Below are 13,952 nucleotides of genomic sequence, written 5' to 3' on the forward strand. Positions count from 1 at the left end.
CCCCCGCCTTCAGAAGACTGCAGTCTCTGGAGCCGGGGGAATTCTTGTCATACGCTGCCGCTGTACTAGTGGCGAAAACGGTGTGGTTTACTCCAGGTCGTCGTGAGCTACGAGGCGTCGCGCAGCCTCGGTGATGGTGCCGGACAGAGACGGATAAACGGCGAAGGAATCAGCCAGCTGGTTTACGGTGAGCTGGTTGGTCACGGCCATAGCGATGGGCAGGATGAGCTCGGAGGCGGTCGGCGCGACGATGACGCCGCCGATAACGCGGCCGGAGGTGGCACGGCAGAAGAGCTTGACAAAGCCGTGCTGCAGCGAGCGCATCTTGGCGCGCGGGTTGGTATTAAGCGGCATGGTGATGGTGCGGGCGGCGACTTCGCCGGCCTCAATCTCTGCCTGGGTGAAACCGACGGCGGCGATTTCCGGACGGGTGAAGACGGCGTTGGCCACGGTCTTCAAGCGCAGCGGGGAAACGCCCTCGCCAAGTGCGTGGTACATGGCTACGCGGCCCTGCATTGCGGCAACAGATGCCAGCGGGAAGAGGTCAGAGCAGTCACCAGCGGCGTAGATTCCGGCAATATTGGTGCGGGAGACGCGGTCGACCTGAATGTGGCCAGACTTGGCGGTTTCCACGCCAACGTTCTCCAGCTTCAGGTCCTGGGTATTCGGGATGGAACCGATGGACATGATGACGTGTGAGCCGGTGATTTCGCGGCCGTCCTGCGTGGTGACCAGGACGTTGCCGTCCTCGGTGCGGTTGACGGTTTCCACGCGGCAGTTCTTTTCCAGTTCCACGCCGCGCTCGCTCAGCACGGTCTCGAGGACGTCGGCCGCATCGGCGTCGTCATGCGGCAAAATGCGGTCACGGGAGGCAACCATGGTGACCTTGACGCCCAGCTCTGCAAAGGCGGAGACGAACTCGGCACCAGTGACGCCGGAACCGACGACGATGAGGTGCTCCGGCAGCTCGGTGAGGTTGTAGACCTGCTGCCAGGTAAGGATGCGCTCGCCATCTGGCTGCGCGCCGGGGAGAATGCGAGGGGTGGCGCCGGTGGCTACCAAGACGAGATCTGCGTTAATGGTTTCCTCGTGGCCGTCCTCGTTGAATACGGCGGTGACCTTGTGGCCGCCAAAGGCATCGGCCTCCTGATCTTCTGGGAAGTAACCGCGGCCGTCGATAACGCGGGCTCCTAGGGATTCCATGGTGGCGCGGATATCGGAAGATTGTTTGCTTGCTAGGTCCTGCACACGCTTATTCAGTGCGGTCAAGGAAAGATGGGCCTGGCCAATGCCCTGGTTAAGTTCCATATCCTCAGCACGGCGCAGGTCGGTTTTAATATTGGCACCAGCGATGAAGGACTTGGAAGGAACACAGTCCAAGATAACGCTGTTGCCGCCCATGCCTTGGTCTTCAATAATGGTGATTTCTGCACCATATTTAGCACCTGCCAACGCTGCCTCATAGCCGGCTGGGCCACCGCCGATGATGACGATTCGCTTGGTCTGGTTCAACACGCACATGCTCCTTTATCGGCTCCACTTTAAAAGTCGCTTACGAGTCTAACGTGTAGGACCTTAAAGCGCGTTAGTCTGTCTCCGCATTCTCCCCTATGAACTGCTCAACCACGGCGCCGAAGAGTTTGATGCCCACGCCGATGGCCCTCTCGTCGACGATAAGATCGCCCATGTGCAAGTCATGCTGCTCGCCTTCGCCGGACCAGCAGCCCAGCCGCGCCATGGAACCAGGGACCTTTTCCAGGTACCAAGAAAAGTCTTCGCCACCGGAGGACTGCGGGGCTTGAACCACGGCCTGCGGATCGATGGATTGGGCTGCGGAGGCAAGCAGGGCGGTTGCGACGTCGTCGTTAAGCACCGGCGGAACGCCGCGGTTATAGGTCAGCTCATGTTCTACGCCTACCGGCGCAAGGATTTGATCCACCAGCTCGGTAAAGAGGCTTTGCATATCGCGCCAGATGCCAATATCCGCCGTGCGCATGGTGCCGGTCAAGCTACCGGTCTCCGGAATGGCATTGGGTGCATATCCGGAATTAACCTGGCCAAAGACCAAAACGGTGCCGGTGCGTGGGTCAACGCGGCGCGAGAGCAGCGCGGGCAGTTCGGTGATGACCTTGCCCAGGGCATAGACGACATCGGCGGAAAGATGTGGCCGGGAGGTATGCCCACCCGGGCCCTTGATATTGAGCTCCACGACGTCAGTGGCGGAGGTAATCGCCCCAGCGCGAATACCAATTCGTCCCACCCGCAGCTTGGGCTCGGCGTGGATGGCAAAAATGGAATGCACACCTTCCAGCGCACCCCATTCAATAACGTCGGTCGCACCGCCGACCCATACTTCCTCGGCCGGTTGGAAGATGACTCGAATACCTAATGGCAGGGCGTGGACACGCTGAAAATCCGCCAATGCGCAAGCCAGACCGAGCGCCACGGTCGTATGCACATCGTGGCCACAAGCATGCATCTTGCCGGGCACCTCAGAGGTATATTCCAGGCCAGTGACCTCGGTGACTGGCAGGGCATCAATATCCGCGCGGAAAGCTAAGCGGCCTAGTTCCGTATCGGGGCCGATGTCGACCATGAGACCGGTCTGTGGGAAACGCTGTGGCTCCAAGCCATAGTCCTGCAGGATAGAGGCGAGAAAGTTGGTGGTTTCTACCTCTTGGTTCGCGGTTTCCGGGTGGCGGTGGATATGGCGCCGCCACGCGATGACCTCCGCACGGTGGGCATTGAACCACTCGTTGATGAATTCCGAGATCATCCGCGTGCCTTCCCTATCGTTGAAATACGTCTGGGTGCAAAGTCTACAACTAGACCATGCGGTTCAGTAACTCAGGTGGTAATGCGGGGTGCTCTAGCTCAAGGCGCCATTCCACGTGGCGGCAAACCGACGCCGGTCCACATAGCCTTGTGGGAAGGGCGCGACGTCCTCGGCGGCGGCCACCGCGGAATCGGTCAAATGCCCCTCCACCACGTCCCCGCCGGCCGGCAGCAGCACCGCCGGCGGGATTTCTAGGGCCAAGGCCAGCTTATATACCGTAGACAGCTGCGGATCGGCCATGGCGTGCACGCCATTCTCGTTGCGCTCCAGATTGGAAATTTGGCTGCGGGAAACCCCAGAAATCTCCGCCAGCGCCTGCTGCGAAATCCCCCGACGCTTTCGCACCCGCCGCAATTGTTGCGAAAATCCGTGGCCGTAGCTCGACCACATTAGATGAATGAAACTCATATTCTCCCCCCTGGAAAGCGCGGTCGCCTTGCCAGGGAGAAGATTACCTTAAAGGTCGATATTGCGCGGACCGTAGAGGCGGTCGCCGGCATCGCCCAAGCCCGGCACGATATAAGCATCCTCATTGAGCGAAGGATCGATAGCGGCGGTGACTAGGCGCACCGGCAGATCGGATTCAGCCAGCGCATCCACACCCGGCTGCGCCGAGACCATGCAGATGGCGGTGATATCGGTGGCGCCGCGACCGGCAAGCAGGCGCAATGCGTGCAGCAGGGAACCACCGGTGGCCAGCATCGGATCCACCACGAACACCGTGCGGCCGGTCAGATCCTCCGGCAGTGCTTCCAGGTACGGCACTGGCTCGTGCGTCTCTTCGTTGCGCGCCATGCCTATGAAGCCGACCTGTGCATCCGGAATCATGGACAGGGCCGGGTCCACCATGCCCAGCCCGGCGCGGATGATCGGCACAATGATAGGCGGGTCCTGTAGCCGGGTGCCCTGAGCGGTAGAAACCGGGGTGGCGCAGTCGAAGTTCTCCACGGCAAGGTCGCGGGATGCTTCGTATACAAGCATGGCGCCCAAGTCTTTCAGAGCGGCGCGGAAGGCGGAGTTATCGCTGCGCGCATCGCGCATGAGGGTAAGACGGGAGGCGGCAAGCGGGTGGTCTACTACGTGGATGTCCATGACCACCACTTTAAACTTTTTGGGAACCAAATGGGCCATCGGGCAGTCCAATAGGGCATGAGACCTTTCACGATCGATACTGACTATGCCCGCCACCTCGCCCGCGACCTGCATGCCCAGTCCCAAGGGGAGAATCCGCCCCACCCAGTTTTGCCTGAAGATCCCACTTTCACCGCTTTCAATGAGGCGGTGCATGCCGCGCTCGATAATGTGGGCGCGCGCATGAGCGTGCTGCGCAACGATATGGGGCAGGTTGCCCACTCCGGTTTCCAGATGTCGCGCGAGGCAGAAGACACCGATGCCTCGCTAGGCCAGCACCTTGGGGCGGCGATGTAAATGCTCGATACCGCGCTTAAGCAGATTGCCACCATGCAACCGGCGCAGCTTCCGGAGGTAGAGCTTCCCCGCGTGCCGGATCTTTCCGCCGCCGAGCCTTTAGCCGCCATCGCCCATGGCAATCCCGCTCCCCTACTCGAGTCGGCGAAAAATATCGATCTCGATAATGCAACCATCTCTGCCGCGCTTGGCCAGGCCCGCACCTTGGTAGCAGGCACCATCCGGGATCTGGTGGGCATCGCCACGCAACTGGTGCGCCAGGCCCTGCCCACCGCGCTGGGTTTCCTGTCCTTGGATCCATCGGCGCGTGCCGCCGCTCTGGCTCAGCTTCGCGCGCTTATCTCCCAACACCTGGGCATGGCCGCTGCTCGCGTGCAACGCCTGATGGGTGATCTCAGCGCGGCCGCTCAGTCCTTGCAGCCAGTAGCGCAGCGGCCGGTGCACTCCGCGCTTGCCGACGCCCCCGTAAGCCCCACCGGCGCCCAGCAAGCCACCGCTCTTCCTGCACAATCTGCGGCGGGCGAGGGGGCCGACGCCGATGCTGCCGCACACGACGCGTCTTCTCCCCCGCCGACACCAGAGCCCTCTGCCGAGGGTGGTTCGGCCGCCGGGCAGGCCGCGGTCGCCGCGGCGAAGAGCCAAGTGGGCCAGCCCTACGTATGGGGTGGCACCGGAAACGGTGGCTTCGATTGCTCGGGCCTTACCCAATGGGCATATTCACAGGCCGGAGTGGACTTGCCGCGCACGGCGGACCAGCAGGCGGTTGGTCAGCAGGTCAGTGCGGATCAATTGCAGCCCGGTGACCTGGTGGTATGGGACGGGCACGTGGCAATGTATTCCGGCAATGGCGAAATCGTGGAGGCCGGTGATCCGGTGCAAACTAACCCGCTGCGCACCACGAATATGGGCATGCAATTCAAAGGCTTTTGGCGCCCCACGGCCTAAGGCCGGTGCGCTCTCGCGCGTTACTTAGGGCGTTGGGTAGACTAAAACGCCATGAGCACCCGCGCAATTGTACCTGTAAAGCTCTCGCTGACCGAGGGCGATTTTTATACCCTCTGGGCACCCAAGTGGCGCCAAAATGGCTCCGAGTGGCAGGCCTTTTTGGGCGACGACGAGGCCATCTTAGCCTTTAACTCGCCCGCCGAGCTGCTGTGCTTCGTGGAGTCTGGCACCAAGCACGATTTGCTGGACCACCCGCAGTGGGACCAGTTTGCCGGCCGCGATGCGGACCGCGTTACCCCGGCGAAGCGCGATGAGTATGACCTCATCGGCATGCCGGAGGCACTGGCTGGTCGCCCGAGCCACCAGAACGTATCCACGGTGGCCCGCAACCTGGAGATGGCCTCCGCGCTTGCCGACGTCGCTGGTGCAGAGCACACCACCATCTTCTTCGCCTCCCACTCTATTCTGCGCAATGTCTCCCGCGGCGCCGACCACTACTCCGGCGAGCAGGGCATGAGCGAGTGGTCCGGCGTGGGCCACGTCATCGCTGGCAACTGGAAGAAGGTCATCGAGGACCTAGATGAGCACGTCCGCGTGGTCTCCAGCGATGACTTTGATGCGGCCAAGGTTTCCGATGCCAAGGAGCGCATCTCGTCTGCTGCCGCCGCCTCCGCTGCAGCAGCCAAGGAAGCCGAGGAAAAGCGCAAGGCCGCCGCCGAGGCCGCTGACCCGTATGATAATTCTCCGTGGGCTGCCGCTGGCATCGATCCCATCAAGATCACCGCGCAGTCCAAGTCCGTCTACACCCTGCGCACCTACCTAGACGGCAAGCCCATTTTCTTGGGCAAGTGGGGCGAAATTTTCACCTTCGACTCCCCGAAGACGCTCGTGCGCTGGATTATGGACAACGATGACCACGACCTAGCCCGCGTATCCACCTGGGAAGAGGTTGTTGCCGCCGCTAATGCCGGCGAGCTAGAAATTCAGGTCCACCCGGATAACCAGTACTCCTTCAACGGCATCGTGCGCGATATCGAAAAGGGCCCAGAGGCCGTCGATTCCGATCAGATGGCGCGCTGCTACGAGGTATGCGCCGATGCCGCCGACTGGGCCGGCGACGATTCCATTAACTCCTATATGCTGGCTCACCCGCGCCTGCAGGACTACTTGGGCTACATGCTCGGCTCCACCGAGCACGCCGGCTACGTACCGTCCAAGCCATATAACGAGCACGCCGAGTCCTGGAAGGGCTTGGAAGACATGCTCATCAAGCGCTTCTCCAAGTTCTAAACCCGCACGGTTCGCACGGCCGCGGCCGCGCGTGGCATCAGCCGCCTCGCCTTTCCTCCCCACTCACAGCAGGTGGGAGGAGAAGGGGGGCGGCTTTGTGCGTCTAGTCGCCGCGTGTTTCTTGCTCTTGGCGTCGGCTCCGGTCGCGCATGTATTTATCGAAAATTAGCCACCCTATCCCCAGACTGAGTCCAATAATGGAGCAACCCAGGGTACCTATCCCAAAGACCCCGCCCAGAATCAGGCCGAGAACAATCAGGCTGGCGAAAAATACGACCCACGACACATGCGTGTTGTAGTTCATCGCTTGACCTCCCTGAGTACGTGGCTTTAAAGGTGGCGGCGAAGGTGGTCAATGAGGGCGTCGATAAGCTCACGCGATTGTGGCGCCTTGGGTTTAATCTGGTCGAAGCCGTGATAGGCGCCGGCCCACACGTCGAGGGTCGTATCCACGCCGGCCGCATCGAGGGCTTGGGCAAAGGCCACGGATTCATCGCAGAAAAGGTCGATTCCGCCTACCCCGATCCACGTTGCCGGCAGGCCGGAAAGGTCACTGCGCGTGGCCGGCGAAGCATAGGGCGGCTGGTCAACATCCAGGTGGTCATCTCCCAGGTACATGGACCACGCGCCGCGGTTCGGGCCCGCCGTCCAGATGAATTGGCCCACCGCACCGGACTTATCCGTGGTGCGGTGATCCAGCATGGGATAGACCAAGCCGAGCGCGCAGACCGGATGGCCCTCATCAAAGGCCCGCTGCACCAGACCCGCGGCGAGGCCGCCGCCGGCGCTATCGCCGGCGACCGCGATGCGCGAGGCATCCCCACCCAGCTTATCGCCGTATTCTTGTACCCAGCGCAGCGCGGCATAGCACTCATCGTGGTCCGCGGGGAATGGCTCCTGGGTGGATTTGTGGTAGCGCGGGGCCACCACAATGGCACCGAGCTCGGCCGCCATGCGAGCATTTTGCGGGTCATACATGGCCGGGCCACCGATAAGATGGCCGCCGCCGTGCGTCCACACCACCACGGGGCGCGGCCCAGCATCGGCTACGCCCTGGGCATCGTCGCGTGGGGTAAGCACGCGAGCGCTAAAAGCATGGCCAGCGAAGGACGCGGAAAACTCCCTGACGTCCACCGCGTGCCGCATCGGGCGGGAAAAGTCGATGCTGGCAAAGAAGCGGCTGGCGCGGGCAAAGGTGGCGTCGGGAAGCACATGCATCGGCAGATATAAAACCGGGCTGCGCAACCCCGGTGCCACCTCGCGCAGGTACGGCCGGCGGCTGAGCGCATACGCCGCCATGCCCGCTACCCCGACCACACCGGTCAGGGCAGCCCCGGCCTTGAGGACTCGCAAAACGCGCATTTAGAAATCGCGCAGAATGCGCTGTGCCAGCGGCTCAGAGGAAGCCGGGTTCTGGCCGGTGTAGAGGTTGCGATCCACGATGACGTTCGGGGACATCGGATCGGTCTCCTGGTAATCCGCGCCGAGCTCACGCAGGCGGGTCTCCAGCGCCCACTTAGCGGCGGCAACCATCTCCTCGCCTTCCTCGGCATTGCTAAAGGCGGTCATCTTGTAGCCCTTGAACGGCCAATTCTCGTTATCCAAGGCCAATAGCGCGGCCGGGGCGTGGCAAACGAGGCCGAGCGCGCGGCCGGAATCCATGCGCGCCTGAATAAGCTTTGCAGAATCCTGATCGTAGGCAAGATCCTCCATCGGGCCGTGGCCTCCCGGGTAGAAGATGAGGTCATAATCCGCTTCATCGACCTCAGCCAAGTTCATCGGGTTCTCTAGTGCCACGCCCAACTCTGCCAAGTAATTTTCCTGCGCCATGCGCACGTTATCGGGCAGTACCTCAAGGCTGTACTCATCTACCACAGGAGCCTTTGCTCCGGGGGTGGCGAAGTGGATATCCCAGCCTGCGCCCTGGAAGACGCGGTGCGGTGCAATAAGCTCCTCGGCCCAATAACCGGTCGGGCGCTTAGTGCCATCGGCCAGTGTCCATTCCTCAGCGGCGGTAACAACAAAAAGTACGGAAGGCATGTAATTCTCCTTTAGTCAGTAGTTTCTTCAGCGGTGTCTGCCAAAGACTCTTCAGTGTCCGGGCCAGCAAGCTCCGGATCAGATAATTCCTCGTATGCTGGCAGGATAACCGTTTCTAGCAGATGCTGCCGTGATTCCTGGTCAGCAAAGGAATTTTCTACCGCCTTGACGGTGAGATCGAAAAACTCCTCGAGGCCATAACCAAAGGTTTCACTTAGAGCAAGGAACTGGTTTGTCAGAGTGGTCTTACCCGAGGAAATGGCGCAGGTAAAGCCCAGCTGCTGCAGCAGCGGCAGCGGATGGTCATTGAGGTCTTCGGCTTCCTCAAGTGGAGTAAAGACAAGTGGGATGTGGCGATCGCGGATGTATCCAGAGGCCTTGCCGGGCAGGATGCCATCGATATTTGCAGTGAAATCATCGATCATATTGATTGGGTGGATGAGGCGATTCACCCCAGCCTGGGCGGCGCGCTCTACCTCTGCAAAGTCTTCGCCCACGTGAATCTGGGTAGGCAGGTAAGCGGCGCGGAAGTCCGCGGCCGCGTTCGCCTGGTCCTGCGGCAGGTTGTAGCCCACCACGGGGGCGTCGTCAGGCACTGCTACCTCAGGGTCCGTGCCAGCCAGAACGATGCGAGAGTCGAGGGAAGGAATGCGGGCGGCTGCGGCGGCTTCGACGACCGTGGCAGCGTCTAAGCCAATCGCTGCTGGATCCAGGTGCAATTCCGCGTAGACCACGCCGTCTTCGGCCAAGGCCTCGTAGCGCTCACGGATGGTCACGGTAAGTTCCTCCGGTGTAGCGGCCGAGGAGGAAATAGTCTCAAAGAGGGAGACCTTAGGAAGCTTGGCCACCACGTCGGCGGCGGAATCCTTGTTTTCAGGGCTAATCAAAGGCGCGTCATGCATGCGTCCCATCGTAGGCACGGGCCTAAGATGTGTCATGTCATGAAAAGAATTATCGCTAGTCCTCTCGTTGCCGTCCTGCTCAGCGGCCCGCCGCTCGCGCTGGCGGAATCGCCGGAAACTCCGACCACCACGCGCACCGCCGCCCCGAATACCGATAAATGCCCGCACGCCGAGCGCCCGGAAAAGGCCACCACCACCTCGGAGCGCCTCACTCCTGGGCAGGCCTCACCCACCCCGCTGCCACCGGTGGACAGCGATGAGCCCTGCGGCACCACCCTGCCCGAAGGGTTCAAGGTGGATAAAGATGTGGTGGCCGCGGCGTGGATGGTCTCCGATATCGATTCCGGCGAGATTATCGCGATGAAGGACCCTAACGGCCGCTACCGGCCGGCCTCCATCATCAAGGCGCTGCTGGCGCTGGTAGTCATCGAAGAACTAGACCTGCACCAGAAGATCGAGGTGGGCGAAGAATCGGCACAGATTGATGGCTCAGCGGTGGGCATCGGACCCGGCGGCAAGTACACGGTGGAGCAGCTTTTGCAGGGCTTGCTTATGGCTTCCGGCAACGATGCCGCGCACGCGCTGGCACAGGAATTGGGTGGCGACGAGGTCACTTTGCGCAAGGTCAATGACAAGGCGGCCGAGATCGGCACGAATTCCACTTACGCGGCCAGCTACTCCGGGCTCGATGCCCCAGGCATGTCTACCTCGGCCGAGGATATTTCCCGCATTTACCGCGCGGCCTTCCATAACCCAACCTTTGCGCGCATTGTCGATACGGAGTCCGTAGATTTTCCGGGCTGGGGAGATTATGAAGGCTACCAACTAGGAAACGATAACGGGCTTTTCCTCAACGATCCGGACGGTATTGGTGGCAAGACGGGTTTTACCGATGATGCGCACCATACCTTCGTCGGCGCGCTTGACCGCCATGGTCGGCGCTTGCAGGCGGTCTTACTCGATACCACCGTGGAGCACGGCCCGCGTGCCTGGGAGCAGGCTCAAAAACTTTTGCACGAGGCTTATAAGGTTTCCCCTGGCGATGGCGTAGGCCAGCTGCTTGCCGACGCCGACTCCCCTGCGTCCCCTGCACCCACACCGGCGCCCGATTCCCGGGCGCAATCTGCGAGCTCCTCTTTAGCTGGGGTGCAGGGGTGGCTCGGCTGGGTCATCGCTGGCGCTGTAGCTTTGCTGGCTATTTGCGTGGGTGCCTTTTCACTACTTCGGCGTTAGCCCACTCATCGTGGGAGCCGCGCCGGTTATTCTTCTCCGAAATGGTGAAGGTGTGCACGCCGGCGCCCACCCAGCTGGCGAAGGTACCGGGGCCCGGCACAATATTGGCTAGGCGCCACCACTGGCGCTTTGCGGACTGGGTGAGGCTAAGCCGCTCTTTGGTATCGACATCGCGCACTGTGTAGCCCATCAGCAGCTTGGCCGGGCTGGCGCCGAGCCAACACTCGGTGCCCAAAACGTAGAGCAACAAAATGATGACACCACCGATAAACGTCGAGAGTTCATCCGCGCCACCAGAAAGCAAGGCACCGCCGAAGCTACCGCTGATGAGTGAGAAGAAGAAAAAGTCCACAATGGCCATGCCGATGCGCGCATCTTTACCGGCGCGCTGGCTAATTTCAGGCGCTGGGTGTTGTAGCAGCGGTGCGGGGACGGCCACGTTCGCCGTTGCCGGCGGGAATGGATTGTGCTGCGGGGCAAAGGGATTGCGCGAATATGGCGACCCATAAGGGCTAGCAGTCTGCGTAAACCGTGGTTCCTGCTGAGCGTGACGCCCCGGCCCGGCCGCCTGACCGGGCTGAAAGGACTGAGCGTGCTGCTGGGCTTGCTGTGGCCGCGGGTTCCACTGCCCTACCGCGCCTAGCTGACCTAAATCGCCCCACGTGGGGCGCAACCCTGCCTCACACGCCTTATCGTATTCCGCCCGCTTTGCAGCAGAACCCACAACGCTGGCAGCGATGCGCAGCTGCGCGCGCCGCGGGTCCTCGATGTCCTGCCCTTGCTGCTCTAGTAATAAATCCTTGGACTCTAGCAAGACTAAGAGTTCCCGCTCGCCATCGCGGCGGTCTAGTCCCCATTCTTCATAAAGATTCGGTGCGATGTCATTGGCGTTCATAATTACTCATCTTAAAGCCAAAGGACCGCTGCGTCCTCACCCCTAAGGAGGAGGTTTACTTCCGGCGCAATAGGCTCCATGCGCCCACGGCCGCGGCGCCTACAGCGGCGCCAACGCCGAAGGTCGCACCTGCAGGTGCGCCTTCCTTGACCTCGTTGCGGACGCGAATAACGGCTGGCTCCGGGACGGGCGGGTGAGCAAATTTCAGGGACTCGGCGGTGGTGGCGGTCCACGCGGAGATATACAGCACCACGCGCCAGATTAGGTACATAACCACCATGAGCACGATGACCGGGCCGAAGACCGCGCCGGCAGGGCTGCCGGTAGCAGAGGACATGATGACCGTAGACAGCTGCTTAAGCAGCTCGAAAGCGACGGCACCGATGGCCGCACCGATGAGGCCGGACTTCTTCGGCACCTTGGTGCGCGGCAGGATCATAATCATCCACCACATGACGATGAAGTTGGCCAATAGGCCCACTGCCAAGCCGACAAAGAAAATCACAAAGTCCATACCCGGGAAGGACTCGATGCCGACCCGCTCGAAAATCTTCTGGGTAAGTCCGGAAGAACCAGCGGCGGTGACGCCAAAGGCGATGAGGAACGCCAAGATGAGGCCAATGAGGCCTACCAAGTCAGAGAGTTTCTTCTTCAGGAAGGAACCGCCTTCGTTGGCATCGATGCCCCACATGGCCGAGATACCGATGCGCAGGTTATTCATCCAGCCGAGTCCGGACCACAGGGTGGTCAAACCACCGATGCCGAACATGGCGCGGCGTTGGCCAATGGCGGTATCGAGGATCTCGTTGACCGTATCTCCCATATCGCCATCGATAGAACTGGTGATCTGGGATTGCAGATCATTGAGCAGGTCCTCGCGGTTGGCCAAGACGGCGGCGACGGTGGCCACGATCAGCATGGCAAGCGGGAAGATGGAGAGTACCGAATAATAGGTGATACCGGCGGCAAATTGGTTGCCGCCTTCTGCACCATAGCGCTCGTTCATGCGCATGAGGTGGTCAACGAATCCGGACTTGGAGCGGATCTTATCTACCGCACCGGGATCGTCGGCATTGGCGCGTTCGATGCCGTAGTGGTCCGTCTTCTTCGAGGAGGATTGCGTGGTGGTAGGCACGTGCTTCCCTTCTTGCTCGCACAGTTTTTATCTCACCTAGAGTAACTGGCAAATGCCCACTTGTCCCTTTGTGGGGTGGTGCACGGGGGAAGCAGCCGCCGACTACTTGCGCAGGCGAGGAAGGAAGCCGACCTTTTCATAGACGGCATCGACAAGCGGCTGGGCAATCTCTTGCGCTGTCTCTGCGCCCTTGGCCAGGATGCGCTCGAGCTCGCCGCGATCTGCCATAAGTTCGTCGTAGCGTTCCTTGAGCGGAGTGGTAAATTCCTGCAGCGCATCTGCGGTATCGACCTTGAGATGGCCATAGCCTTGGCCAGCGTACTTCTCCACCAGGGAATCGATAGATTCACCGGTCAGCGCGGACTGGATGACCAATAGGTTGGACACGCCCGGCTGATTTTCGCGGTCAAAGGCCACCGAGCCCAAATCATCCGTTACGGCGGACTTGATGCGCTTGGCCGAAGTCTTTGGCGCGTCGAGCAGGTTGACCAAGCCCTTCGGATTGGCGCCGGACTTGGACATCTTGGAGGTCGGCTCTTGCAGGTCATAAATCTTGGCCGCACCCTCCGGGATGAACGGCTCCGGTACCTTGAAGGTCTCGCCGTACTTATTGTTGAAGCGCTCGGCCAGGTTGCGGGTCAGCTCCAGGTGCTGGCGCTGGTCCTCGCCCACCGGCACATAATCCGGCGAGTACAGCAAAATATCTGCGGCCATGAGGATCGGGTAGGTAAATAGGCCTACCGAGGTGCGATCCGAGCCCTGCTTGGCGGACTTATCCTTAAATTGGGTCATACGGGAGGCCTCGCCAAAGCCGGTCAGGCACTGCAAAACCCAGGTCAGCTCCGCGTGGGCGGGCACGTGCGACTGCACGAAGAGCGTGGACTTTTCCGGATCAATGCCTAGGGCGATGAGCTGTGCGGCACCTGCGATGGTGCGGTTGCGCAGCTCCTCCGGGTTTTGCTCCACGGTAATCGCGTGCAGGTCAGGGATGAAGTAGAAGGCGTCATAGCCGTCCTGCAGGTCAATCCACTGCTTGAGCGCTCCCAAGTAATTACCCAGGTGATAGGAATCAGCGGTGGGTTGGATACCGGACAGGACGCGGGAAACGGTGGAATTGTCTGCAGTCATGGTGCCTTATCCTACCCCCTAGGGGGTTAAGCGACAAAATGTGTGTCCGGAATCGTTGATTTTCATGCTCTGAACTCCGCGTTTGCGGAAAATATATGCTCCAAAAGCATATATTGGCCC

15 protein-coding genes are annotated in these 13,952 nt (G+C 61.0%); 4 read left to right on the top strand and 11 right to left on the bottom strand.

All coding sequences use genetic code 11. The features are described 5' to 3' along the window. Positions 1 to 87 precede the first annotated feature (87 nt). From BKN05_RS08960 to upp, 4 genes are all read right to left on the bottom strand, one after another. On the bottom strand, positions 88 to 1,515 hold the full coding sequence (locus BKN05_RS08960; protein ID WP_239661080.1) for an NAD(P)H-quinone dehydrogenase: 1,428 nt from the start codon (positions 1,513 to 1,515) through the stop codon (positions 88 to 90). Positions 1,516 to 1,585: 70 nt separating this feature from the next. Further along, entirely contained in the window at positions 1,586 to 2,776 is a 1,191-nt protein-coding gene (locus tag BKN05_RS08965; protein ID WP_049378010.1) for a M20 family metallopeptidase, read from the bottom strand. A gap of 93 nt (positions 2,777 to 2,869) precedes the next feature. Then, positions 2,870 to 3,244, bottom strand: coding sequence for a helix-turn-helix domain-containing protein (locus BKN05_RS08970; RefSeq protein ID WP_005322588.1), 375 nt, complete (start codon positions 3,242 to 3,244; stop codon positions 2,870 to 2,872). Positions 3,245 to 3,292: 48 nt separating this feature from the next. Then, a complete protein-coding gene (upp, locus tag BKN05_RS08975; protein WP_049378022.1) occupies positions 3,293 to 3,928 on the bottom strand; it encodes a uracil phosphoribosyltransferase in 636 nt (211 codons plus the stop codon). A 57-nt stretch (positions 3,929 to 3,985) separates the two neighbouring features. Between upp and BKN05_RS08980 the strand changes: the two genes are divergently transcribed. The 3 genes from BKN05_RS08980 to BKN05_RS08990 are packed head-to-tail and all read left to right on the top strand — an operon-like array spanning position 3,986 to position 6,499. Continuing rightward, positions 3,986 to 4,264, top strand: a complete 279-nt coding sequence (locus BKN05_RS08980) for a hypothetical protein (protein WP_049378011.1) — start codon at positions 3,986 to 3,988, stop codon at positions 4,262 to 4,264. Beyond that, positions 4,265 to 5,209 (top strand): C40 family peptidase, encoded by a 945-nt coding sequence (locus BKN05_RS08985; protein WP_049378012.1) that lies wholly within the window; start codon positions 4,265 to 4,267, stop codon positions 5,207 to 5,209. Between the two features lie 51 nt (positions 5,210 to 5,260). Beyond that, positions 5,261 to 6,499, top strand: a complete 1,239-nt coding sequence (locus tag BKN05_RS08990; RefSeq protein ID WP_049378013.1) for a SatS C-terminal domain-containing protein — start codon at positions 5,261 to 5,263, stop codon at positions 6,497 to 6,499. A gap of 103 nt (positions 6,500 to 6,602) precedes the next feature. Here the strand turns inward: BKN05_RS08990 and BKN05_RS08995 are convergent, their stop codons facing one another. From BKN05_RS08995 to BKN05_RS09010, 4 genes are read right to left on the bottom strand one after another with little or no spacing between them, the layout of a single operon-like run. Next, positions 6,603 to 6,803 carry a hypothetical protein gene (locus BKN05_RS08995; protein ID WP_049378014.1) on the bottom strand — a complete coding sequence of 67 codons (201 nt, stop codon included), beginning with the start codon at positions 6,801 to 6,803 and terminating at the stop codon, positions 6,603 to 6,605. 26 nt (positions 6,804 to 6,829) lie between these two features. Next, a complete protein-coding gene (locus tag BKN05_RS09000) occupies positions 6,830 to 7,861 on the bottom strand; it encodes an alpha/beta hydrolase (protein ID WP_049378015.1) in 1,032 nt (343 codons plus the stop codon). After that, complete coding sequence (locus BKN05_RS09005; protein ID WP_049378016.1) at positions 7,862 to 8,539, bottom strand: type 1 glutamine amidotransferase domain-containing protein; 678 nt, start codon at positions 8,537 to 8,539, stop codon at positions 7,862 to 7,864. A gap of 11 nt (positions 8,540 to 8,550) precedes the next feature. Then, positions 8,551 to 9,441 carry an amidohydrolase family protein gene (locus BKN05_RS09010; protein WP_239661081.1) on the bottom strand — a complete coding sequence of 297 codons (891 nt, stop codon included), beginning with the start codon at positions 9,439 to 9,441 and terminating at the stop codon, positions 8,551 to 8,553. Between the two features lie 39 nt (positions 9,442 to 9,480). Between BKN05_RS09010 and BKN05_RS09015 the strand changes: the two genes are divergently transcribed. After that, the gene (locus BKN05_RS09015) at positions 9,481 to 10,674 is read left to right on the top strand and encodes a D-alanyl-D-alanine carboxypeptidase family protein (RefSeq protein ID WP_049378018.1); all 1,194 of its coding nucleotides are present in this window, start codon (positions 9,481 to 9,483) and stop codon (positions 10,672 to 10,674) included. Here the strand turns inward: BKN05_RS09015 and BKN05_RS09020 are convergent. The 3 genes from BKN05_RS09020 to trpS all read right to left on the bottom strand — a co-directional run bounded on the left by BKN05_RS09020 (position 10,637) and on the right by trpS (position 13,832). Beyond that, on the bottom strand, positions 10,637 to 11,569 hold the full coding sequence (locus tag BKN05_RS09020) for an RDD family protein (RefSeq protein ID WP_049378019.1): 933 nt from the start codon (positions 11,567 to 11,569) through the stop codon (positions 10,637 to 10,639). The genes BKN05_RS09015 and BKN05_RS09020 overlap by 38 nt on opposite strands. 55 nt (positions 11,570 to 11,624) lie before the next feature. After that, on the bottom strand, positions 11,625 to 12,704 hold the full coding sequence (locus BKN05_RS09025) for a YhjD/YihY/BrkB family envelope integrity protein (RefSeq protein WP_286688478.1): 1,080 nt from the start codon (positions 12,702 to 12,704) through the stop codon (positions 11,625 to 11,627). A gap of 102 nt (positions 12,705 to 12,806) precedes the next feature. Beyond that, on the bottom strand, positions 12,807 to 13,832 hold the full coding sequence (gene trpS, locus BKN05_RS09030) for a tryptophan--tRNA ligase (protein ID WP_286688479.1): 1,026 nt from the start codon (positions 13,830 to 13,832) through the stop codon (positions 12,807 to 12,809). Positions 13,833 to 13,952: the final 120 nt, after the last annotated feature.

This window comes from Corynebacterium sp. S5S1 (assembly GCF_001913985.1).
In the GTDB taxonomy this organism is placed as follows: domain Bacteria; phylum Actinomycetota; class Actinomycetes; order Mycobacteriales; family Mycobacteriaceae; genus Corynebacterium; species Corynebacterium marquesiae.